Origin of the sequence: Phycicoccus avicenniae (assembly GCF_018139485.1) — a bacterium.
Lineage (GTDB): Bacteria > Actinomycetota > Actinomycetes > Actinomycetales > Dermatophilaceae > Phycicoccus > Phycicoccus avicenniae.
The window spans coordinates 12,760-32,650 of the sequence record NZ_JAGSNF010000025.1; the positions used below are offsets into that span (position 1 = coordinate 12,760).

Here is a 19,891-nt window from a genome sequence, read left to right on the forward strand (position 1 = left end):
CGCCGGGCGGGCCGCGTCGGCGGCGCCAGACGCGTCCGACCCGGACGACGCGGTCAGGTCCGGACCTGGCCGTCCCCCTCGACGACCCACTTCGTCGTCGTGAGCTCCGGCAGCGCCATCGGCCCGCGGGCGTGCAGCTTCTGGGTCGAGATGCCGATCTCCGCGCCGAACCCGAACTCGCCGCCGTCGGTGAACCGGGTGCTCGCGTTGACCATGACGGCGGCGGCGTCGACCTCGGCGGTGAACCGGCGGGCGGCCGCCCGGTCCTCGGTGACGATCGCCTCGGTGTGCCCCGACCCGTGCCGGCGGATGTGGGCGAGGGCGGCGTCGAGGTCGTCGACGACCCCGACGGCCATCTCGAGGCCGTGGAACTCCGTCGCGAAGTGCTCGTCGGTCACGGCGTCGTGCACGACCCCGGCGGCCGCGGCCCTCTCCCCTGCGACGTCGTCGGTGTGCAGCGTGACGCCCTCGGCGGCGAGCGCCGGGAGCACCCGCGGCAGGAAGGCCGCGGCGACGTCCCGGTGGACGAGGAGGGACTCGGCGGCGTTGCAGACGCTCGGCCGGTGCGTCTTGCTGTTGACGGCGATGGCGAGCGCACGGTCGAGGTCGGCCGCGGCGTCGACGTACACGTGGCAGTTGCCGACGCCGGTCTCGATGACCGGGACGGTCGAGCCGGTGACGACGGCCTCGATGAGGTCGGCCCCACCCCGCGGGATGAGGAGGTCGACGAGGCCGCGGGCCGTCATGAGCGCCCGGACGACCCCGTGCCCGCCCTCGAGGAGCGTCACGGCGTCCGCGGGCAGGCCGTGCCCCTCGAGGGCCGTCCGGAGGACGCCGACGAGGGCGCCGTTGGTCTCGGCGGCGGCGCTGCCACCGCGCAGGAGGACGGCGTTGCCGGACTTCAGACCGAGGCCGGCGGCGTCGACCGTGACGTTCGGGCGGGCCTCGTAGATCATCCCGACGACGCCCATCGGCACCCGCACCTGGCGGATCTGCAGGCCGTTGGCGAGGGTCGAGCCGCGCACGACCTCCCCGACCGGGTCGGGCAGGCCGGCGACGTCGCGCAGCGCCCCGGCGACGGCGGCGACGCGGTCCGGGTCGAGCCGCAGCCGGTCGCGCAGGCTCTCGGCCATCCGCTGCTGCGCGCCCCGCTCGAGGTCGAGGGCGTTCGCGGCGACGACCTCCTCGGTCGCGGCGTCGAGGGCGTCCGCGAGGACGTGCAGCGCGGCGTCCTTCTCGGCCCGCGACAGGAGGGCAAGACGCCGGGAGGCGGCGCCGGCGCCCTCGGCGGCGGTCCGGACGGCCTCGACGTCGGCGGGGTCCACGGCGGTGTGCTCGGCCATGGCGTCAGCGTAGGACGGAGCGGCCGTGCGTCGCGGCGGCGTCCGGTGCGAGGATGGCGCGGTGACGACGATCCTCTCCATCCAGTCCTCCGTCGCGTACGGCCACGTCGGCAACTCCGCGGCGGTATTCCCGCTCCAGCGCCTCGGCGTCGAGGTGTGGCCGGTGCACACCGTCCACTTCTCGAACCACACCGGCTACGGCGCCTGGCGCGGCCCGCTCATGCCGCCGGAGGACGTGCGCGAGGTCGTCACCGGGGTCGAGGAGCGCGGCGCGCTCGGCGAGGTCGACGCGGTCCTGTCCGGCTACCAGGGCGGGGAGCAGATCGGCGAGGTGGTCCTCGACGCCGTCGCCCGGACCAAGGCCGCGAACCCGTCGGCGATCTACGCCTGCGACCCGGTGATGGGCAACGCGACGTCCGGCTGCTTCGTCCACCCCGCCATCCCGGTGCTCCTGCGCGAGAAGGTCGTCCCGCAGGCCGACCTCATCACCCCGAACCAGTTCGAGCTCGGCTTCCTCACCGGGACCGAGCCGGACGACCTCGACTCCACGCTCGCCTCCGTCGAGGCGGCCCGCGCGATGGGCCCCTCGACGGTGCTCGTGACGAGCGTCCTGCGCCCGGACCGGCCGGAGGACACCATCGAGATGCTCGCCGTCCACGGGGACGGTGCGTGGATCGTGCGGACGCCGCGGCTGCCGCTCAAGGCCAACGGGTCGGGCGACGTCACCGCCGCGCTCTTCACCGCGCACCTGCTCGAGACGGGTGACGCGGGCGTGGCGCTCGGGCGCACCGTCTCGAGCGTCTTCGACCTCCTGGAGACGACGCACCGGTCCGGCCGGCGCGAGCTGCAGCTCGTCCAGAGCCAGGAGACGATCGCGACCCCGCGGATGCAGTTCGAGGTCGAGCGCCTGCACTGACCCCGCCCGACCGCCGGCGCCGGAGGGGCCGGAGGTCAGGCGCCCTCGACGAGCCGGCGCGGGGTCTCCCAGCACACCTGGCGCAGCCACGCGTCGTCGAGCCGGGGCTCCCGGTCACGCAGCCGTGCGAGCGCCTCGAGCTGGTGGGCGTACGGGTACGGGATCGTCGGGAAGTCCGACCCGAGGAGCACCTTCGGGCCGAGGTCGGCGAGCCGGGGCAGGAGGTCGTCCGGGAAGGCCCCCGCCTCCTCGATCGCCGAGAAGAAGTCGGTCCACACCATCGTCGTGTCGAGGTGCGTCCGCTCGAACCGCTCGGCGAGGTCGAGGAACCCCGCGTACTCCGGCGCCCCGAGGTGGGCGACGACGACGGTGAGGAGCGGGTGCCGCTCGAGGACCCGGCGCAGCGGGACCGGCCCGGTGAAGGCGTTGCCGACCGGCCCGGACCCCGCGTGGACGACGACCGGGGTGCCGGCGGCGGCGAGCACCTCCCACGCGGGGTCGAGCAGCGGGTCGTCGAGGGCGAACTCTCCGACCTGCACGTGCACCTTCCAGACCTGCGCGCCCGCCGCGACGAGGTCGGGGACGTAGCGCGCCGCCTCCGGCTCGGGGTAGAGCGTCGCGGACCACAGGGCCTCCGGCACCTCGCCGGCGAACGTGCGGGCCCAGTCGTTGAGGAAGGTCGCGACGCCGGGCTTGTGCGCGTACGGCAGCGTCCCGAAGCGGCGCACCCCCATCGCCCGCAGGTGCTCGACCCGCTCCTGCACGCTCCCGCGGTACCGGATGGGCCAGGGGCGGCCGATCTTCGGGCCGGCGTCGTCGAAGACCGCCCACACGGCGCGCTGGATCCGCGGCGGGAGGAAGTGGACGTGGACGTCGTAGAGGCCCGGCAGACCGAGCGCCCGCCAGAACGCGGGGACGTCCTCGTCGGTGCGCGGCGGGACGGCGGGCACGGTCGCCCCGCTCAGAGGACGACGAGGTCGTCACGGTGGACGACCTCGCGCTCGTAGCCCGGCCCGAGGTCGCGGGCGAGGTCCTTCGTCGAGCGGCCGAGCATCCGCGGCAGCTCGCCGGAGGAGTACGTGACGAGACCGCGGGCGACGACCCGGCCGTCGGGGGCGCAGACGTCGACCGGGTCGCCCGCGGCGAAGGTGCCGACGACGTCGGTGACCCCGGCGGGCAGCAGGGAGGTGCGCCGCTCGGTGACCGCCCGCACGGCGCCGTCGTCGAGGACGAGCCGTCCCCGCGCGGTCGTCGCGTGCGCGAGCCAGCGCTTGCGGGAGCCGGTCGTCGCAGCGGCCGGCGCGAAGAGCGTGCCACGGTCCTCGCCGGCGAGCGCCCCCGCGAGGTCGGCGAGGCGGGTGAGCAGCGTCGGGGCGCCCGCGGTGCCGGCGATGCCGGCCGCCTCAACCTTCGTCACCATCCCCCCGGACCCGACCGAGGACCCGGTCCCGCCGATCGTCACGGCGTCGAGGTCCTCGCTCGTCCCGACGTAGGGCACCCGTCGGGAGCCGCCCTGGGACGGCGGCCCGTCGTAGAGCGCGTCGACGTCCGTGAGCAGCACGAGCCCACCGGCGCCGACGAGGTCGACGACGAGGGCCGCGAGCCGGTCGTTGTCGCCGAACCGGATCTCGTGGGTCGCGACGGTGTCGTTCTCGTTGACGATGGGGACGATGCCGAGGTCGAGCAGCCGTTCCAGGGTGCGCCGGGCGTTCGTCCAGTGCCTGCGGCGGGTCGTGTCGTCCGCGGTGAGCAGGACCTGCCCGACGCTGAGCCCGTGCCGGGCGAAGGCCGCCTGGTAGGCGGCGACGAGCGCACCCTGGCCGACACTCGCGGCGGCCTGCTGGGTCGCGAGGTCGGTGGGCCGGTGGGTCAGCCCGAGCGGGCCGATCCCGGCGGCGATGGCCCCGGAGGAGACGAGGACGACCTGGTCACCGGCGAGCCGGCGCGCGGCGAGGACGTCGACGAGCGCGCCGAGGGCGTCCACGTCGAGGGCTCCGCCGTCGGCGCTCGTCAGCGACGACGAGCCGACCTTGACGACGAGCCGCCCGGCGCCGCGCAGCGAGTCACGCAGCCCGGCGGCGGCGTCGCTCGTCGCCGGGCCCCTCTCAGCGCCGCGTGTGGTCACGCGCGGTGCCCGCTCACGCGTCGTCCTCGCCGCCGGTCCACCGGCCGGCCCGGCGCTCGGCCGCGAGCTCGTCGCGGGCCGCGGTCTGGGCGTCCTTGCGGGAGTGGAACTCCTCGCGCTTCTCCCCGCGGGTCTTGCGGGTGGACTCCCCGAGCCGCAGGTCGGTGCCGCGCGGGCCGGTGAGGTGCTCGGCCCCGGCGCTCATCGTCGGCTCCCAGTCGAAGACGACGGCGTCGTCCTCCGGGCCGATGAGGACCGTGGACCCGCTGACCGCCCCGGCCTCGAGCAGCTGCTGCTCGACCCCGAGCCGGGTGAGCCGGTCGGCGAGGTAGCCGACGGCCTCGTCGTTGGAGAAGTCGGTCTGGCGCACCCAGCGGGTGGGCCGCTCGCCGACGACGCGGAAGACCTCGCCGTCCGGGGTGTTCTCCCGGCGGACGAGGAACCCGCTGTCGTCGACGCCCTTCGGCCGGAGCACGATGCGCGGTCGGGGCTGCTCGGCGGCCTCGCGCTCGGTCTCGGCGCGGGCGGCGGCGACGTGTCGGGCGAGGGCGAAGGTCAGCTCCTTGAGGCCCTGGTGGGCGACCGCGGAGACGACGTGCACCTCGAGGCCACGCTCCTCGAGCATCGGGCGGACCATCTCGGCGAGGTCGCGGGCGTCCGGGACGTCGGCCTTGTTGAGCACGACGACGCGGGTGCGCTCGGACAGCGGCCGGCCGCCGAGGCTGTCGTCGGTGACGTAGGCGGCGAGCTCGTCCTCGATGACGTCGAGGTCGGTGAGCGGGTCGCGGCCCGGCTCGAGCGTCGCGCAGTCGACGACGTGGACGAGGACCGAGCAGCGCTCGACGTGCCGGAGGAACTCCAGGCCGAGGCCCTTGCCCTGGCTCGCCCCCGGGATGAGGCCGGGGACGTCGGCGACGGTGTACCGCTCGGCGCCGGCGGTGACGACGCCGAGGTTCGGGACGAGGGTCGTGAACGGGTAGTCGGCGATCTTCGGCTTCGCCGCCGACAGCACGGACACGAGCGAGGACTTGCCCGCCGACGGGAACCCGATGAGGGCGACGTCGGCGAGCGACTTCAGCTCGAGGACGACGTCGCGGCTCTCCCCCGGCTCGCCGAGCAGCGCGAACCCCGGCGCCTTGCGGCGCGGGCTCGCGAGCGCCTTGTTGCCGAGCCCGCCACGACCGCCCTGGGCGAGGACGAAGCGGGCGCCCGGACCGACGAGGTCGGCGAGGACGTCGCCGGCGGCGTCCTTGACGACCGTCCCCTCGGGCACCGGGAGGACGAGGTCGCCCCCGTCGCCGCCGTTGCGCTCGTCACCGGCGCCGGGCTTGCCGTTGTCGGCGCGGCGGTGCGGGCTGTGGTGGTAGTCGATGAGCGTCGTCGACTGCGGGTCGACCTCGAGGACGACCGAGCCGCCCCGCCCGCCGTTGCCGCCGTCGGGGCCGCCGAGCGGCTTGAACTTCTCGCGGCGGACGGAGGCGACCCCGTGGCCGCCGTTGCCCGCGGTGACGTGGAGGACGACGCGGTCGACGAAGGTCGCCATGGGGGTTGCTCCTGGGGTGCGGGTGGGGATGCGTCGAGGGGCGGGCCGTTCAGCCGGCCCGCCCCTCGGCGGCGTGGTGCGTGGTGCCGGGCGACGGCCCGGCACGGCTCACTCGGCGGCGGCGGTCTCCGCGGCCGGGGTGATGTTCACGGTCTTGCGTCCGCGCTTGCTGCCGAAGGTCACCGCTCCGGGGACGAGCGCGAAGAGCGTGTCGTCGCCGCCCCGGCCGACGCCGTCGCCCGGGTGGAAGTGGGTGCCGCGCTGACGGACGAGGATCTCGCCCGCCTTGACGGTCTGGCCGCCGAAGCGCTTGACGCCGAGGAACTGTGCGTTCGAGTCACGACCGTTGCGGGTCGAGGACGCACCCTTCTTGTGTGCCATGTCTGTCTGTCCTGTCCGTGAGGTCCGAGCGTGGGCTCAGGCGTCGATCGCGGTGATCTTGACCTGGGTGAGCGGCTGGCGGTGGCCCTGGCGCTTCCGGTAGCCGGTCTTGTTCTTGTACTTGAGGATCGTGATCTTGGGGCCCTTGGCGGGCTTGACGACCTCCGCGGTGACGGTGACCTTCGCGAGCTTGGAGGCGTCGCTGGTGACCGAGCCGCCGTCGACGACGAGGAGCGGCTGCAGCCGGATGGTGTCGCCGGCCTGGCCGGTCTGCTTGTCGATGAGCAGGGTGTCGCCCACGGAGACCTTCTCCTGGCGACCGCCTGCGCGCACAATCGCGTACACGTTCGTACTCACTTCCTGTTCGGGTGCGCTCGCTCGTGACCGGCCGATAGCGACCCCGTGGACGACACGGGACACCGACGCGGTGGGCGCACCGACCCACCAGCGTACCGGCGGGCGGCGGGCCCCTCCAAATCAGGCGGGCCCGCCCACCCTGAGGTCAGGACCCGTCGCTGTCGGGCTCGGCCGGTGCGTCCGCCTCGGCCGCCGGGGCGTCACCGGCCTCGCCGCCCTGCGGCGGACCCGCCGGGGCGACGACGCGCCCGCGCTTGCGGCGGCGGCGCGGCTGCTCGGGCTCCGGCTCGCTGACCGGGAGCGCCGGAGGCACGACCGGCTGCTCGGCGACGGGCTCGGGGACGTCGGTGGGGGGCGTCGCCTCGGCGGGGGCCGTCGTGGCGCCGGGGTCCGGCGAAGGGGCCGCCTCGACCGGCGGGTCCTTCGGCGCGGTGTCGGCGGCCTCGACGGCCGCGGCACCGACCGCGTCCGGGTCGACGACGACGTCGCCGTGCTCGGTGTGCTTGATGGCGGCCGCGTGGGCGGCGGCGGCGATCTGCGCCGCGGTGGGGCCGGAGCGCTCGGGGTGCTCCTCGGCCTGCCCGGACCCGCCGCCGGAGGACCCGTTCGAGCCGGAGCCCTTGCCACCGGAGCCGCTGGGGCCATTCGAGCCACCGTTGCCGGATCCACCGGACCCGCCGCGCCGGCCACGACCGCGGCCACCGCCGGAGTCACCGCCGCCGTTGGTCTTCTCGACCGGCTCGGCGTGCACGACGATGCCGCGCCCGGAGCAGTGCTCGCACGCCTCGGAGAAGACCTCGATGAGGCCCGAGCCGACCCGCTTGCGGGTCATCTGGACGAGCCCGAGCGAGGTGACCTCGGCGACCTGGTGCTTCGTGCGATCCCGCCCGAGGCACTCTAGGAGGCGGCGGACGACGAGGTCGCGGTTGGACTCCAGGACCATGTCGATGAAGTCGATGACGATGATGCCGCCGATGTCGCGCAGCCGCAGCTGGCGGACGATCTCCTCCGCGGCCTCGAGGTTGTTCTTCGTCACCGTCTCCTCGAGGTTGCCGCCCGAACCGACGAACTTGCCCGTGTTGACGTCGACGACGGTCATCGCCTCGGTGCGGTCGATGACGAGCGACCCACCGGAGGGCAGCCAGACCTTGCGGTCCATCGCCTTGGCGATCTGCTCGTCGATCCGGTGCGCGGCGAAGACGTCCTGCTCGTCGGTCCACCGGGTCAGGCGCTGCGCGAGGTCGGGCGCGACGTCCTCGACGTACTCGCTCACCTCGGACCACGCCTTGTCGCCGGAGACGACGAGCTTCGTGAAGTCCTCGGTGAAGACGTCGCGGATGACGCGGATCGTGAGGTCCGGCTCGCCGTGGAGCAGCTGGGGCGCTCCCCCGCCGCCGGACTTCTTCGCGGTGGCCTTGTCGGCCTTGCCCTTGATCCGCTCCCACTGCTTCGTGAGGCGCTCGACGTCGGCCGTCAGCTCCTCCTCGGAGGCGCCCTCGGCCGCGGTGCGCACGATGACGCCGGCGCTGTCCGGGACGACCTGCTTGAGGATGCCCTTGAGCCGCGAGCGCTCGGTGTCCGGCAGCTTGCGGGAGATGCCCGTCATCGAGCCCTCCGGCACGTAGACGAGGTACCGGCCCGGGAGGCTGATCTGGGAGGTGAGCCGGGCGCCCTTGTGCCCGATCGGGTCCTTCGTCACCTGGACGAGGACGGTGTCGCCGGACTTGAGCGCGTTCTCGATCCGCTTGGGCTGGTTGGCCTCGAGGCCGGCGGCGTCCCAGTTGACCTCGCCGGCGTAGAGCACCGCGTTGCGGCCCTTGCCGATGTCGACGAAGGCGGCCTCCATCGACGGCAGGACGTTCTGCACGCGGCCGAGGTAGACGTTGCCGGCCATCGACGCGGTCGTCTCGCGGGAGACGTAGTGCTCGACGAGGACGTCGTCCTCGAGCACGCCGATCTGGGTCCGCCCCTCGCGGCCGCGGACGACCATCGTGCGCTCGACGGACTCCCGGCGGGCGAGGAACTCGGCCTCGGTGATGATCGTGCGGCGTCGCCCGGCCTCCCGGCCCTCGCGGCGGCGCTGCTTCTTGGCCTCGAGGCGGGTCGAGCCCTTGACGGCGGTCGGCTCGTCGCGGTCGGCCCGCGGCTGGCGGACCTTGGTCACGGTGCCGGGCGGGTCGTCCGAGTCGCCCCCGGACGCGCCGCGACGGCGGCGACGGCGACGGCGGCTGCTCGAGGAGCCCGAGCCGTCGTCGTCGGAGTCGTCGGAGTCGCCCTCGCCGGGGCCGTCGCCGGAGTCCTTCTCCCGGTCGTTCCCGGCGTCGCCGGAGCCGGCCTTGGACCGGCCGGAGCGGCGTCCCCGACGGCGGCCGCCGGATCCGGAGCCCTCGCCGTCGTCGTCGGAGGAGTCGTCCGAGGAGGCGCTCTCGTCGGAGTCCGACCCCTGCTCGTCACCGGTCTGGTCCTCGCCGGACCGGCTGCGCCCACGCCGTCCGCGGCCGCCGCGGCGCCGGCGGCGCGAGCCGCCCTCGTCCGCGTCGTCGCCGTCGTCCGCAGCGTCCCGGGCGGGCTCGGACGACTCCGCCGCGTTCGGGGCCTCGTCCTCGGAGCGGTCCTGTCGGGGGGCCTCGGATGGGCTCTGCGCCGGGGCGCTGGCCCGGCGTCGGGGCTTGGCGGCCTCCGGGTCGGGGGCCTGGAAGAGCAGCCCCAAACCGGGGCCGCCGGCTGCCGGGGCCTCCGCGGCACCGGTGGCCGCGTCGGGGCCGGGCGCTGCGGCCGGCTCGGCGAGGGCTGCGTCGGTGGACGCGGCCGTGGGTGCCTCGTCCGCCGGGCTCGCGGCCTTCTTCGACGCGCGCTTGCGGGTCGCCTTCTTCGCGGGCGCGGCCTTCGGCTGCTCGGCGGGGGCGTCCGTGGCGGCGGCGTCGGCGGGCCCGTCGTCCGGTCCGGCGGGCGCCGCCGGCTCGGCGGCGGGGGCGCTGGCCTTCTTCGTCGCGCGCTTGCGGGTCGCCTTCCTCGCGGGCGCAGCCGTCGGCTGCTCGGCGGGGGCGTCCGTGGCGCCGGCGGTGTCGGTCGTCGCCGGTTCGACGGTGGCGGGCGTGGTCGGTTCGTTCTCCGAAGCCATCGAGGGCTCCTTTCGTCACCCGACGGCCGACGTCCACACCGGCCCCCGCCGGAGCGGGTCCACGCCGACCGCGGTGTGCGATCGCATCGTGCGGCGTGTGCCGCACGGAAGTCAGCAGCTACCCCGGCGCGGCTCGCGCGGGCGGCGCGTCACCGGTCGGAGCCGACGGCTTCCCGGTCGGTGGCCAGTGGGTCGGCCACCCCGCTCTCTCCCTCGAGCAGCGGGCCCTGCGCCAGCCGGGTCACCAGGGGCGGGACCGGCGGGGCGAACCCCGTGACTGCGTGGAGCGCGGTCAGGACGTCGTCGGGGCGCACGGACGGTGTGGTGTGCCGTACGACCAGTCGCAGTATCGCACACCCCTCGGGGTCGACCCCCTCGACCACCATCCGACACACCGGCTCGCGGGTGTCGAACGTCTTCGGTCCGCGCTTGAAGGTGCGGGTCGTCTCGGCCCGCTCGAGCGCGAGGTAGGCGGCGACGGCCTCCTCGAGCGCGGCCCGCTCGGCGCCGCGGACGACGATCCGCCAGTCGCTGGCCTCGAGCCGGTCCGCGAGCGTCCCGGGACCCGCCTCGACGACCTCGACGACGGCGAGCTCGGCCGGGAGCGCCTCGTCGAGCGCCTCCCGCAGGGCGTCGGTGTCGACCCGCTCGGTCACCCGGATCTCGAAGTACTCGGCCTCGCTGGCCGTCCCGGTCGGGGCGGCGTTGGCGTAGGAGATGAGCGGGTGCGGGTGGAACCCGGCGGAGAAGGCCATCGGCACCCCGGCCCGTCGCAGCGCCCGCTCCAGGGCCCGGGAGAAGTCACGGGTCGAGGAGAACCGGAGCCGGCCGCGCTTGGCGTAGCGGATCCGCAGCTTCTGCACGGCGGGGGGAGGCGGGGGTCCCTCGGGGGTGCGCTGTCGGGCCATGGCAAGCAAGGGTAGGCGGGGCCCGGCCGGGGACCGAATCCCGACGGCCTGCCCAGGTCCCGCCGGAGGGGCTACTGCTCGAAGCGCGCCCGGATCGCCACGAGCTCGACGGCGTGCGCGTCGAGTGCGGCGTCCTCGTCCGAGACCGGGCGCCACGGCGGGGTCGGCACCGCCCGGCGGTCGTCGTCGAGCCCGACGAAGACGGTGCGGCAGAAGGTCGTGAGCTCCATCGAGTCCGCGCCGTCGGCGTGGTCGCCGGAGCGGACGTGCACGCCGACGTGCATCGAGGTCCGGCCGGTGTGGAGCAGCCGGGCCTCGACCTCGACGAGGTGGCCGATCCGCAGCGGCCGGTAGAAGCGGACCCCTCCGGTGAAGATCGCGACGTTGTTCGCGTCGCCCGACCACCGGGTGGCGAGGACGTGCGCCGCCTCGTCGACCCAGCGCATGACGATCCCGCCGTGCACCTTGCCGCCCCAGTTGACGTCGGTCGGGGCGGCGAGGAAACGCATCGTCACCCGCGGGGCGGTACCGGCGTCGGTGTAGACCTGACGCTCCATCGCGGCCTCGACCTCGGCCCGCAGGTCGGCGCGGCGCACCGCCCACCGCTGCTGCAGCTCCTCGGCCAGCGTCGTCGGCACGAGCGGCGGGACCGGCGTGGACCGGCCGTCGCCGTCGACCGCGACGAAGACGATGAGGCAGCGGGTGGCGGGCTCGAGGTCGCCCGTCCGCGGCTGGCCGGAGGCGACGTCGACCGTGATGTGCATCGAGCTGCGGCCGGTGTGGACGACCGTCGCGGTCACCTCGACGAGGTCGCCGACCTCGACCGGCCGGGTGAACCGGACGTTGCCGACGTACGCGGTGACGCAGTACGTCCCGCTCCAGCCGGCGGCGGCCGCGTACCCCGCCTTGTCGATCCACTCGAGCACCCGGCCGGCGGACACCGACCCGGAGTGTCCGGCGTCGGTCGGGGCGGCGAGGAAGCGGAGGGTGACCCGGGGGCGGGGCCGGTGCTGGGCGTCCACGGGTCGATCCTCCCGGATCGGGCGGTCCCGTGCGCGCCCGTCCGTCAGGGGACCCCCACGTAGACGTGCTTCACGCCGGGCCCGTCGCAGGTGACCTCCCCCGGCGGCTGCAGCCCCTCGACCTGGGCGACCACCCAGAGGTCGGTGTCCCCGAGGGCCGTGTTCGAGGCGGTGGGCTCGACGAGGGTCGGCACACCGCCGCCGGTCACCTGGCACATCGCCGGCGACGGCACCCCGCCGGGGCGCGGGTCGGACCCGTCCTGCGACGACACCCACACCGTCGGTGCCCCCTCGACCTCGAGGACCGGCACCGCCGCGCCCGCCATCGAGTCGCCGAGGAGCATCGGCTCGGGCGACGCCCCGCACGCCGCGAGCGCCAGGACGAGGGTCGTGGCGCCGAGCCCGGGCCCCGGGCCGTCACGGGCGCGTCACCTCGAGGACGATCGGCTCCTCGAAGCCGTCCTGGCGCACCCGGACCTCGGTCAGGTCCTCGGGGAGGGCGGGGTACATCGCGGTCCGGACCTGGGGCGGGTCCCCGACGCGCACCACGTCGGTGCACAGGCAGCGGGTCGTCCCCTCGAAGTCCGTGTACGTCAGGGGCTCGTACACCCGCCCGGCGTCGGTGTCGACGAGGGTGGGGAAGGTCTCCCAGTTGGCGTTGCCCCGGCGGACGGGCGCCGCGTCGCCGCCGGAGTACCAGAACGTGAGGAGGGTCGCCGTCGCCGAGGCGCGGACCTCGGCGACCTCCAGGGTCGCGCTCGCGCCGTCGACGGTCCCGTCGGACGAGCCCCTCGACTCCGGCAGGGTGGCGCCGAGGACGCTGTCGCTGAGGTCGCGGGGGGTGAACGACGGGCTCGGGCTCGCCGCGGACGTGTCCGCGGCGGTGCCGTCGCCGTCCGACGTCGGTGCGGTCTCCGTCGGGGTGTCCCCGCTGCATCCGCCGAGAAGCCCGACGGCGAGCAGGGCGGCGAGGGTGGTGGCCGCGGTGCGGAGGGGTCGACGGGCCATGTCAGCCACCGTTCCCGAACGAGACCGTGACGCGGCGGTTCTTCGCCTTGCCGGACTCGCTCCGGTTGTCGGCGATCGGCTCGGACTCGCCGCGGCCCTCGGTCCGCAGGGTGTAGTCCGCGCCGAGCTCACGGCCGAGGGCGGTCGCGACCGCCTCGGCCCGCTGCCGCGAGAGCCGGTCGTTGTAGCTCGCGGAGGCGTCCGAGTCCGTGTGCCCGACCACGGTGAGCCTCGTCCCCTCGGGGGCCGAGTCGCGGATCGTGGCCGCGGCCTCGCGGATCGTGGACGCCGCCCGGCGGGTGAGACGTGCGGAGTCCTTCGCGAAGAGGACGTCGGCGGCGAGGTCGACCTCCTCCTGCGACGTCGTCACCGACTGCTCGAGGTTGGCGACGCGCTCGGTGATCTCGAAGGCCGCCGGGTCGAGGGAGGCCGCGTCCGCGAGCTCGTCGGCCGGGATGTCGGGCCAGCCGGTCCCGAGGACGAGCGGGAGGTCCTGGTCCTCGGCCACCGGCTCGAGGAGTCCCTCCTCGACGGGGACGTCGGGGAGCACCTGCTCCGCGATGACGACGTCGACGGTCGTGACGTCCGCCGGCAGCGGGGCGACCCCGGCCCAGAGCACCCCGGCCTGGCCGGGCTCCAGCCCGTAGAGGGCCTGGTTCGCCGGGCAGACGCACCGGCCGGATCCGTCGTCGGCCACGAGCGGCCGGTACACGAGCCCTGCCGCGGCGTCGACGAGACCGACGTCACCGATCTGGGGGCCCGTGAGGCTGTCGTAGAAGGCGGTCGTGCTGCCGCCCAGCGGGTTGCCGTTCCCACCCTCGGCGCCCTCGGGGACGCCGAAGGACCAGTAGACGACCGTCGCGTCCTCCGTCCGCGCCACGCGGTGGACGGTGACGACGCCGGGCGTGCCCCCACGCTGGGACCCGAGGGTGACGACCTGGCCGCGGACCGGGATCTCCAGGTCCCCGGGATCGGCCGCCCGCGAGGCCGGCGCCACGACCACCGCGGCGAGGACCGCAGCGGCGCCGGCGGCGAGGACCGACGTCGTCCCTCTCGTCATCACGAACCACTCCCCGGCGCCCACCGGCGCATCGCCTCCCCGTGCGTCCGTGACCCCCACGGACCGGACCCGAGCGTACCGAAGGACCGTCCGCCCCGGGCGACGGGTCAGAGGTCGAGGCGCATGAGGTCGTCGGCCGGCCGGAACCCGAGCCCTCGGTACAGCGGCAGCGAGACCTCGCTCGGGTTGAGGACGACCCGCTCCATCCCCTCCTCGCGGCACCAGCCGAGCACCTCACCCATGAGCAGCAGTCCGACCCCACGCCGTCGGTGCTCCGGTGCGGTCCAGACGTTCGCGACGTAGGCCCACCGCGCGTCGGGGAGGCCGGGACGCGGCATCCGCTCGAAGACCTGGAGGTTCGCCGTCCCGAGCGGTGCGTCGTCCGCCGAGCGGGCGACCCAGGCGTGCCGCGCCCCGCCTTGCCGTCGCCACCAGCCCTCGAGCCGGTCGGCGAAGCCCTCCTCGAGCCCCTCGGTCCGTTCCCGGGTCCACGCGGTCCGCATCGCGGCGAGGTCGGCGAGGTCCGCCGGGTCGTCGGGGTCGAGCCGCGCGACGCGGTACGGGCTGGTCACCGCACCACGGTAGGCCCGACGACGGGTGTCAGTGGGCGTGCTCGGCCATCCGCTCCCGGCCGGAGCCGAGGACGGTGAGCGGCAGGAGCGTCTTGCCCGTCGGGCCGATCTCGATGTCGGTACCCATCTGCGGGCACACGCCGCAGTCGAAGCACGGCGTCCACCGGCAGTCCTCGACCTCGGTCTCGTCGAGGGCGTCGAGCCAGTCCTGCCAGAGCCACTCCTTGTCGAGCCCGGAGTCGATGTGGTCCCACGGCAGGACCTCGGACTCCTCGCGCTCGCGGGTGGTGTACCAGTCGAGGTCGACGCCCTGCGCCGGCAGCTCGCGCTCGGCGGCGGCGACCCAGCGGTCGTAGGAGAAGTGCTCGGACCAGCCGTCGAACCGGCCACCGTCGCGCCACACGGCCTCGATGACCCGCCCGACGCGCCGGTCGCCGCGCGAGAGCAGGCCCTCGATGACACCGGGCTTGCCGTCGTGGTACCGGAAGCCGATGGACCGGCCGAAGCGCTTGTCGGAGCGGATGGCGTCGCGCAGCTTCTCGAGCCGGGCGTCGGTCTCCTCGGCGCCGAGCTGCGCGGCCCACTGGAACGGGGTGTGCGGCTTGGGGACGAACCCGCCGATCGAGACGGTGCACCGGATGTCCTTGCGGCCGCTCACCTCGCGGCCGGTCTCGATGACCTTCTTCGCGAGCTCGGCGATCTGGAGGACGTCCTCGTCGGTCTCGGTCGGCAGGCCGCACATGAAGTACAGCTTCACCTGACGCCAGCCGGCACCGTAGGCCGCGGCGACGGTGCGGATGAGGTCATCCTCGGACACCATCTTGTTGATGACCTTGCGGATCCGCTCCGACCCGCCCTCGGGGGCGAAGGTCAGCCCGGACCGGCGCCCGTTCCGGGTCAGCTCGTTCGCGAGGTCGATGTTGAAGGCGTCGACGCGGGTCGACGGCAGCGACAGGCCGGTGTTCGAGCCCTCGTAGCGGTCGGCGAGCCCCTTCGTGAGGTCGGCGATCTCGGAGTGGTCGGCCGAGGACAGCGACAGCAGGCCGACCTCCTCGAACCCGGTCGCGGACAGGCCCTGCTCGACCATCTCGCCGATGCCGGTGATGGAGCGCTCGCGGACCGGGCGGGTGATCATCCCGGCCTGGCAGAACCGGCACCCGCGGGTGCAGCCGCGGAAGATCTCGACCGACATCCGCTCGTGCACCGACTCCGCGAGCGGCACGAGCGGCTGCTTCGGGTACGGCCAGGCGTCGAGGTCCATCACGGTGTGCTTGCTGACCCGCCACGGGATGCCCGCCGCGGACGGGGCGACGCGCCGGATGCGCCCGTCGGGCAGGTAGTCGACGTCGAAGAAGCGCGGGACGTAGACGCCCCCGGTGCGGGCGAGCCGCAGCAGTAGCTCCTCGCGGCCGCCGGGACGACCCTCGCGCTTCCAGTCCCCGACGATGTCGGTGATCGCGAGGACGGCCTCCTCGCCGTCGCCGACGACGGCGCAGTCGACGAAGTCGGCGACCGGCTCGGGGTTGAAGGCGGCGTGCCCCCCGGCGACGACGAGCGGGTGGCTCTCGTCCCGGTCGCGGGCGTGGAGCGGGATCCCGGCGAGGTCGAGCGCGGTGAGCATGTTCGTGTACCCGAGCTCGGTGGCGAAGGACAGCCCCAGCAGGTCGAAGTCCCCGACCGGGCGGTGCCCGTCGACGGTGAACTGCGGGACGCCGTGCTCCCGCATGAGCGCCTCGAGGTCGGGCCACACGGCGTACGTGCGCTCGGCGAGGGCGTCCTCGCGCTCGTTGAGGACCTCGTAGAGGATCATGACGCCCTGGTTGGGGACGCCGACCTCGTACGCGTCGGGGTACATGAGCGACCACCGGACGGTCTCGTCCCCGGCGACGTCCCAGGGCTTGACCGTCGAGTTGAGCTCGCCCCCGACGTACTGGATGGGCTTGCTCACCTGCTCGAGCAGCGGCTCGAGGGCGGGGAAGACGGACTCTCCGGGCATCCCTCAAGGGTAGGCGCCGCCCACCTCCTGCCCAAAAGACCTGGGGACCCGTGCGTGACCTGCACGGACGTGCTTGGCTGGACCCATGAGCGATGACCAGCACGTCGACCTCGTCGTCCTCGGCCTCGGACCCGGCGGCGAGTCCGTCGCGACGCAGGCCGCGCAGGCCGGGATGAGCGTCGTCGGGATCGACGAACGGCTCGTCGGCGGCGAGTGCCCGTACTTCGGCTGCATCCCGAGCAAGATGATGATCCGCGCCGCCGGCACCCTCGCCGAGGCCCGCCGCGTCGGCACCTACGCGGGCAGCGCGGAGGTCTCCCCCGACTTCTCCGTCGTCGCCCGCCGCATCCGCGAGGAGGCGACGACCGACTGGGACGACGCCGTCGCCGTGCAGCGGCTCGAGGACGCCGGGGTGCGGTTCGTCCGCGGCCACGGCCGGCTCGCCGGACCCGGGGTCGTCGAGGTCGGCGGCACCCGGTTCGTCGCGTCCGTCGGGGTCGTCCTCAACACGGGGACCTCCCCCGCCGCTCCCCCCGTCGACGGTCTCGCGGGCACTCCCTACTGGACCAACCGCGAGGCCCTGCAGGCCACCGAGGCCCCGAACTCGCTCGTCGTCGTCGGCGGCGGCCCCATCGGCGCCGAGCTCGCCCAGGCCTACGCCCGCTTCGGGTCCCGGGTCTCGCTCGTGCAGTCCGGCCCGCGCATCCTGCCCGCCGACGAGCCGGAGGCCTCCGAGGTCGTCGCCGCCGCCTTCGCCGACGAGGGTATCCAGCTCCTCACCGGCGCCACCGTCGGGTCGGTCGCCCACGCCGACGGACGGTTCGCCGTCCACGTGACCGACGACGGCGGGACGGACGTCGAGCTCGACGCCGACCGGCTGCTCGTCGCCGCGGGCCGCCGGCCGAACCTCGCCGACATCGGCCTCGACACCGTCGGGCTCGACCCGCGGGCCCGGTCGGTCGACGTCGACGAGCGGATGCGTGCCGGCGAGAAGCTGTGGGCCATCGGCGACATCACGGCGAAGGGCCCCTTCACCCACATGTCGATGTACCAGGCGGGCATCGCCGTCCGTGACCTCACCGGGGCCGACGGTCCCTGGGCGAGCTACCACGCGGTCCCCCGCGCGACGTACACCGACCCGGAGGTCGGGGCCGTCGGGATGACCGAGCAGCAGGCGAGGGACGCCGGGGCCGACGTGCGGACCGGCGTCACGAGCTCCCTCGGGACCCGCGGCTGGATCCACGGCGGGCCCGGGCTCGTCAAGGTCGTCGAGGACCGGAGCGCCGGGCACCTCGTCGGCGCTACCGCCGTCGGGTCGACGGGCGGTGAGATCCTCGCGATGCTCGCCACCGCCGTCCACGCACGGATCTCCACCGCGGTCCTGCGCGAACAGGTCCTCGCCTACCCCACGTTCCACCGGGCCGTCTCCGACGCCCTCGCCGACCTGGACCGGTGAGCCGGACCGCCGCGGGGGCCCTCGACATCGCCTTCGCCGCCCAGCCCCGGGAGCACTTCCTGCCCCGGGCGGTCGTCGGGGACGCCGGGACCGACGGCCCGCTCGCCATCGGGTTCGGCCAGACGAACAGCCAGCCCCGGACGGTGCGCGCGATGCTCGAGCTGCTCGACGTCCGGCCCGGGCAGCGGGTGCTGGACGTCGGCGCCGGGTCCGGCTGGAGCACCGCGCTGCTCGCCGAGCTCACCGGCGCGTCCGGCAGGATCGTCGGCGTCGAGCTCGTCCCGGACCTCGCGAGCCGCGCCGCGGCCGCCGTGGGAGCCGCCGGCGTCCCGTGGGCGAGCGTCCGCGAGGCCGACCCGCACCGCCTCGGCGCCCCCGACGACGGGCCCTTCCACCGGATCCTCGTCTCGGCGATGTCGACCGAGGTCCCGGGCGAGCTCCTCGACCAGCTGCGTCCCGGCGGCGTGCTCGTCGCCCCCGTCGCCGGGGTCATGCTGCGGGTCGTGAAGGGCGAGGACGGGGACGACGCTCCGACCGTCACCGAGCACGGCGCCTACCGCTTCGTCCCGCTCGTCACCGACTGACCGGAGCGACCGATCCCGCCGCGTCGCGCCCTCGGAGGTGACACACTCCTGCCACTGCCGGACAGGGGAGGACGTGGACGAGAACGCCGGGGGCCGGCACGACGCACAGGACGCGCAGCTCTTCCGCGACCTCCACGACGCGGTGCTCACCGACCTCGAGCGTTTCGTGCGCCGACGAGTCGCGCCGTCGGCGGCCGAGGACGTCGTCGCCGACGTCCTCCTCGTCGTCTGGCGGCGGCTCGCCGACCTGCCCGCGGACCGCGACGCCCGCCGCGCCTGGGTGTTCGGGATAGCCCGGAACACCCTGCTCACGGCCCGCCGCGGCGAGCGGCGTCGCGAGGCGCTGGCCGTCCGGGTCGGTACCGAGCGCGGCGGGCAGGAGTCGGTCGTCGACGACCCGGAGGTGCTCGCCCGGCGCCTCGACCTCGTCCGGGCCTGGCCACGGCTGTCCGCCGAGGACCAGGAGGTGCTCGCCCTCACGTACTGGGAGGACCTCACGAGCGCCCACGCCGCCGCGGTCCTCGGGGTGACTCCGGTGGCACTGCGGCTGCGTCTCACCCGGGCCCGACGGCGACTGCGTCGCCACCTCGACCCGACGGTCCCGGGGCCGTCCCCCTCCCCGAGCGCGCTGGCGGAAGGACGCACACCATGACCCGCACCGGACTCGACCGACCCACCGAGAAGGCCCTCAGGTCCCTCGACCCCGCACCCTCCGCCCCCGACGCTCCCCGACGGGCCCGTGCCGACGCCGTGCTCGAACGCGTCCTGCGCGAGCACGGGGTCGACCGCTCGCGCGTCGGGAGTCCGAGCGACGGGGCCGGACCGGGACGGCGGCGGGTCCGAGGTCGTCGTCGCCTCGTGCTCGCCACACTGGCCGCGGCGAGCAGCGTCGCGCTCGTCGTGCTGCCCACGCTCGGCGGCGACGACGTCGCGTACGCGGGGTGGACCGCCGCACCGCAGGACCCGAGCACACCGGACCAGGTGTCCGCGGCCGCCTCCTGCCGGGACACCCTCGCCGAGCACCTCGATGCGGCGGGGTCGGAGACCGGTCAACTGACGGCGTCGGCCGTGCGCTCCGCAGGGCTCGTCCTCGCCGAGGACCGCGGGCCGTGGACCCTCGTCGTCCTCGCCGGCGACCCCGGGCTGTCGGGGGTCTGCGTCCTGGAACGTCCGGGCTGGTTCGGCCGGCTCACCGTCTTCGCGTCCGCCGCCGCGGACGGCGGGAGCGGGCCCGGGCCACGGGACGTCCTCGCCTCGGGCGTGGGGGGCGGGAGCTCGGGCGAGGGGATCTCGGTGGCCACGGGGACGGTCGGCGAGGAGGTCGCCGCCGTGACCCTGCACACCTCGGCCGGTGACGTCGAGGCCACGGTGCACGACGGCCGGCTCGCCGCCTGGTGGCCGGGGGACCCGGGCCGCGAGCGCTCGATCCCGACGACGGTCACGTTCTCCGACGGGACGAGCCGGTCCGGCACCTTCTGACCGACGCGCCACGGCCGGGC

19 protein-coding genes are annotated in these 19,891 nt (G+C 75.0%); 5 read left to right on the top strand and 14 right to left on the bottom strand.

Annotated features, from left to right (window positions below):
* Positions 1-53 precede the first annotated feature (53 nt).
* Positions 54-1,343: a glutamate-5-semialdehyde dehydrogenase gene (locus KC207_RS16350; RefSeq protein WP_249138818.1), complete on the bottom strand. Its 1,290-nt coding sequence runs from the start codon at positions 1,341-1,343 to the stop codon at positions 54-56.
* Positions 1,344-1,404: 61 nt separating this feature from the next.
* Between KC207_RS16350 and pdxY the strand changes: the two genes are divergently transcribed.
* Positions 1,405-2,259, top strand: coding sequence for a pyridoxal kinase PdxY (pdxY, locus tag KC207_RS16355; protein ID WP_211604396.1), 855 nt, complete (start codon positions 1,405-1,407; stop codon positions 2,257-2,259).
* 35 nt (positions 2,260-2,294) lie between these two features.
* Here the strand turns inward: pdxY and KC207_RS16360 are convergent, their stop codons facing one another.
* From KC207_RS16360 to KC207_RS16420, 13 genes are all read right to left on the bottom strand, one after another.
* A complete protein-coding gene (locus tag KC207_RS16360; RefSeq protein ID WP_249138819.1) occupies positions 2,295-3,209 on the bottom strand; it encodes an amidohydrolase family protein in 915 nt (304 codons plus the stop codon).
* A gap of 11 nt (positions 3,210-3,220) precedes the next feature.
* Positions 3,221-4,384 (bottom strand): glutamate 5-kinase, encoded by a 1,164-nt coding sequence (gene proB, locus KC207_RS16365; protein WP_437179140.1) that lies wholly within the window; start codon positions 4,382-4,384, stop codon positions 3,221-3,223.
* A 13-nt stretch (positions 4,385-4,397) separates the two neighbouring features.
* Positions 4,398-5,927, bottom strand: a complete 1,530-nt coding sequence (gene obgE, locus KC207_RS16370) for a GTPase ObgE (RefSeq protein WP_211604397.1) — start codon at positions 5,925-5,927, stop codon at positions 4,398-4,400.
* A gap of 108 nt (positions 5,928-6,035) precedes the next feature.
* Positions 6,036-6,308, bottom strand: a complete 273-nt coding sequence (rpmA, locus tag KC207_RS16375; RefSeq protein WP_211604398.1) for a 50S ribosomal protein L27 — start codon at positions 6,306-6,308, stop codon at positions 6,036-6,038.
* Between the two features lie 36 nt (positions 6,309-6,344).
* Entirely contained in the window at positions 6,345-6,653 is a 309-nt protein-coding gene (gene rplU / locus KC207_RS16380) for a 50S ribosomal protein L21 (protein ID WP_211604399.1), read from the bottom strand.
* Positions 6,654-6,810: 157 nt separating this feature from the next.
* A complete protein-coding gene (locus KC207_RS16385) occupies positions 6,811-9,786 on the bottom strand; it encodes an Rne/Rng family ribonuclease (protein ID WP_211604400.1) in 2,976 nt (991 codons plus the stop codon).
* Positions 9,787-9,935: 149 nt separating this feature from the next.
* On the bottom strand, positions 9,936-10,694 hold the full coding sequence (locus KC207_RS16390; protein WP_211604401.1) for a TIGR03936 family radical SAM-associated protein: 759 nt from the start codon (positions 10,692-10,694) through the stop codon (positions 9,936-9,938).
* A gap of 71 nt (positions 10,695-10,765) precedes the next feature.
* Positions 10,766-11,716 (bottom strand): acyl-CoA thioesterase, encoded by a 951-nt coding sequence (locus KC207_RS16395; RefSeq protein ID WP_211604402.1) that lies wholly within the window; start codon positions 11,714-11,716, stop codon positions 10,766-10,768.
* Positions 11,717-11,760: 44 nt separating this feature from the next.
* Positions 11,761-12,060, bottom strand: a complete 300-nt coding sequence (locus KC207_RS16400) for a hypothetical protein (RefSeq protein WP_211604403.1) — start codon at positions 12,058-12,060, stop codon at positions 11,761-11,763.
* 73 nt (positions 12,061-12,133) lie between these two features.
* Positions 12,134-12,724, bottom strand: coding sequence for a hypothetical protein (locus KC207_RS16405; protein WP_211604404.1), 591 nt, complete (start codon positions 12,722-12,724; stop codon positions 12,134-12,136).
* Between the two features lies 1 nt (position 12,725).
* Positions 12,726-13,784, bottom strand: a complete 1,059-nt coding sequence (locus KC207_RS16410; protein ID WP_211604405.1) for an OmpA family protein — start codon at positions 13,782-13,784, stop codon at positions 12,726-12,728.
* A gap of 107 nt (positions 13,785-13,891) precedes the next feature.
* On the bottom strand, positions 13,892-14,356 hold the full coding sequence (locus KC207_RS16415) for a GNAT family N-acetyltransferase (RefSeq protein WP_211604406.1): 465 nt from the start codon (positions 14,354-14,356) through the stop codon (positions 13,892-13,894).
* A 28-nt stretch (positions 14,357-14,384) separates the two neighbouring features.
* Positions 14,385-16,352 carry a TIGR03960 family B12-binding radical SAM protein gene (locus KC207_RS16420; protein WP_211604407.1) on the bottom strand — a complete coding sequence of 656 codons (1,968 nt, stop codon included), beginning with the start codon at positions 16,350-16,352 and terminating at the stop codon, positions 14,385-14,387.
* Positions 16,353-16,437: 85 nt separating this feature from the next.
* Here KC207_RS16420 and KC207_RS16425 point away from each other — a divergent pair, with 85 nt between their 5' ends.
* From KC207_RS16425 to KC207_RS16440, 4 genes are all read left to right on the top strand, one after another.
* The gene (locus KC207_RS16425) at positions 16,438-17,808 is read left to right on the top strand and encodes a dihydrolipoyl dehydrogenase family protein (protein WP_211604408.1); all 1,371 of its coding nucleotides are present in this window, start codon (positions 16,438-16,440) and stop codon (positions 17,806-17,808) included.
* Positions 17,805-18,392, top strand: coding sequence for a protein-L-isoaspartate O-methyltransferase family protein (locus KC207_RS16430; protein ID WP_249138820.1), 588 nt, complete (start codon positions 17,805-17,807; stop codon positions 18,390-18,392). The genes KC207_RS16425 and KC207_RS16430 overlap by 4 nt, the downstream gene beginning before the upstream one ends.
* A 73-nt stretch (positions 18,393-18,465) precedes the next feature.
* Complete coding sequence (locus KC207_RS16435; RefSeq protein WP_211604409.1) at positions 18,466-19,044, top strand: RNA polymerase sigma factor; 579 nt, start codon at positions 18,466-18,468, stop codon at positions 19,042-19,044.
* Complete coding sequence (locus tag KC207_RS16440) at positions 19,041-19,871, top strand: hypothetical protein (protein ID WP_211604410.1); 831 nt, start codon at positions 19,041-19,043, stop codon at positions 19,869-19,871. Before KC207_RS16435 ends, KC207_RS16440 begins: the two co-directional genes overlap by 4 nt.
* Positions 19,872-19,891 lie beyond the last annotated feature (20 nt).

Coding starts and splice junctions, on each gene's coding strand:
- KC207_RS16350 (WP_249138818.1), bottom strand. CDS start 1,343: ATGGCCGAGCACACCGCCGTGGACCCCGCCGACGTCGAGGCCGTCCGG.
- obgE (WP_211604397.1), bottom strand. CDS start 5,927: ATGGCGACCTTCGTCGACCGCGTCGTCCTCCACGTCACCGCGGGCAAC.
- rpmA (WP_211604398.1), bottom strand. CDS start 6,308: ATGGCACACAAGAAGGGTGCGTCCTCGACCCGCAACGGTCGTGACTCG.
- KC207_RS16385 (WP_211604400.1), bottom strand. CDS start 9,786: ATGGCTTCGGAGAACGAACCGACCACGCCCGCCACCGTCGAACCGGCG.
- KC207_RS16390 (WP_211604401.1), bottom strand. CDS start 10,694: ATGGCCCGACAGCGCACCCCCGAGGGACCCCCGCCTCCCCCCGCCGTG.
- KC207_RS16400 (WP_211604403.1), bottom strand. CDS start 12,060: ATGCTCCTCGGCGACTCGATGGCGGGCGCGGCGGTGCCGGTCCTCGAG.
- KC207_RS16405 (WP_211604404.1), bottom strand. CDS start 12,724: ATGGCCCGTCGACCCCTCCGCACCGCGGCCACCACCCTCGCCGCCCTG.
- KC207_RS16410 (WP_211604405.1), bottom strand. CDS start 13,784: ATGACGAGAGGGACGACGTCGGTCCTCGCCGCCGGCGCCGCTGCGGTC.
- KC207_RS16420 (WP_211604407.1), bottom strand. CDS start 16,352: ATGCCCGGAGAGTCCGTCTTCCCCGCCCTCGAGCCGCTGCTCGAGCAG.
- KC207_RS16425 (WP_211604408.1), top strand. CDS start 16,438: ATGAGCGATGACCAGCACGTCGACCTCGTCGTCCTCGGCCTCGGACCC.
- KC207_RS16440 (WP_211604410.1), top strand. CDS start 19,041: ATGACCCGCACCGGACTCGACCGACCCACCGAGAAGGCCCTCAGGTCC.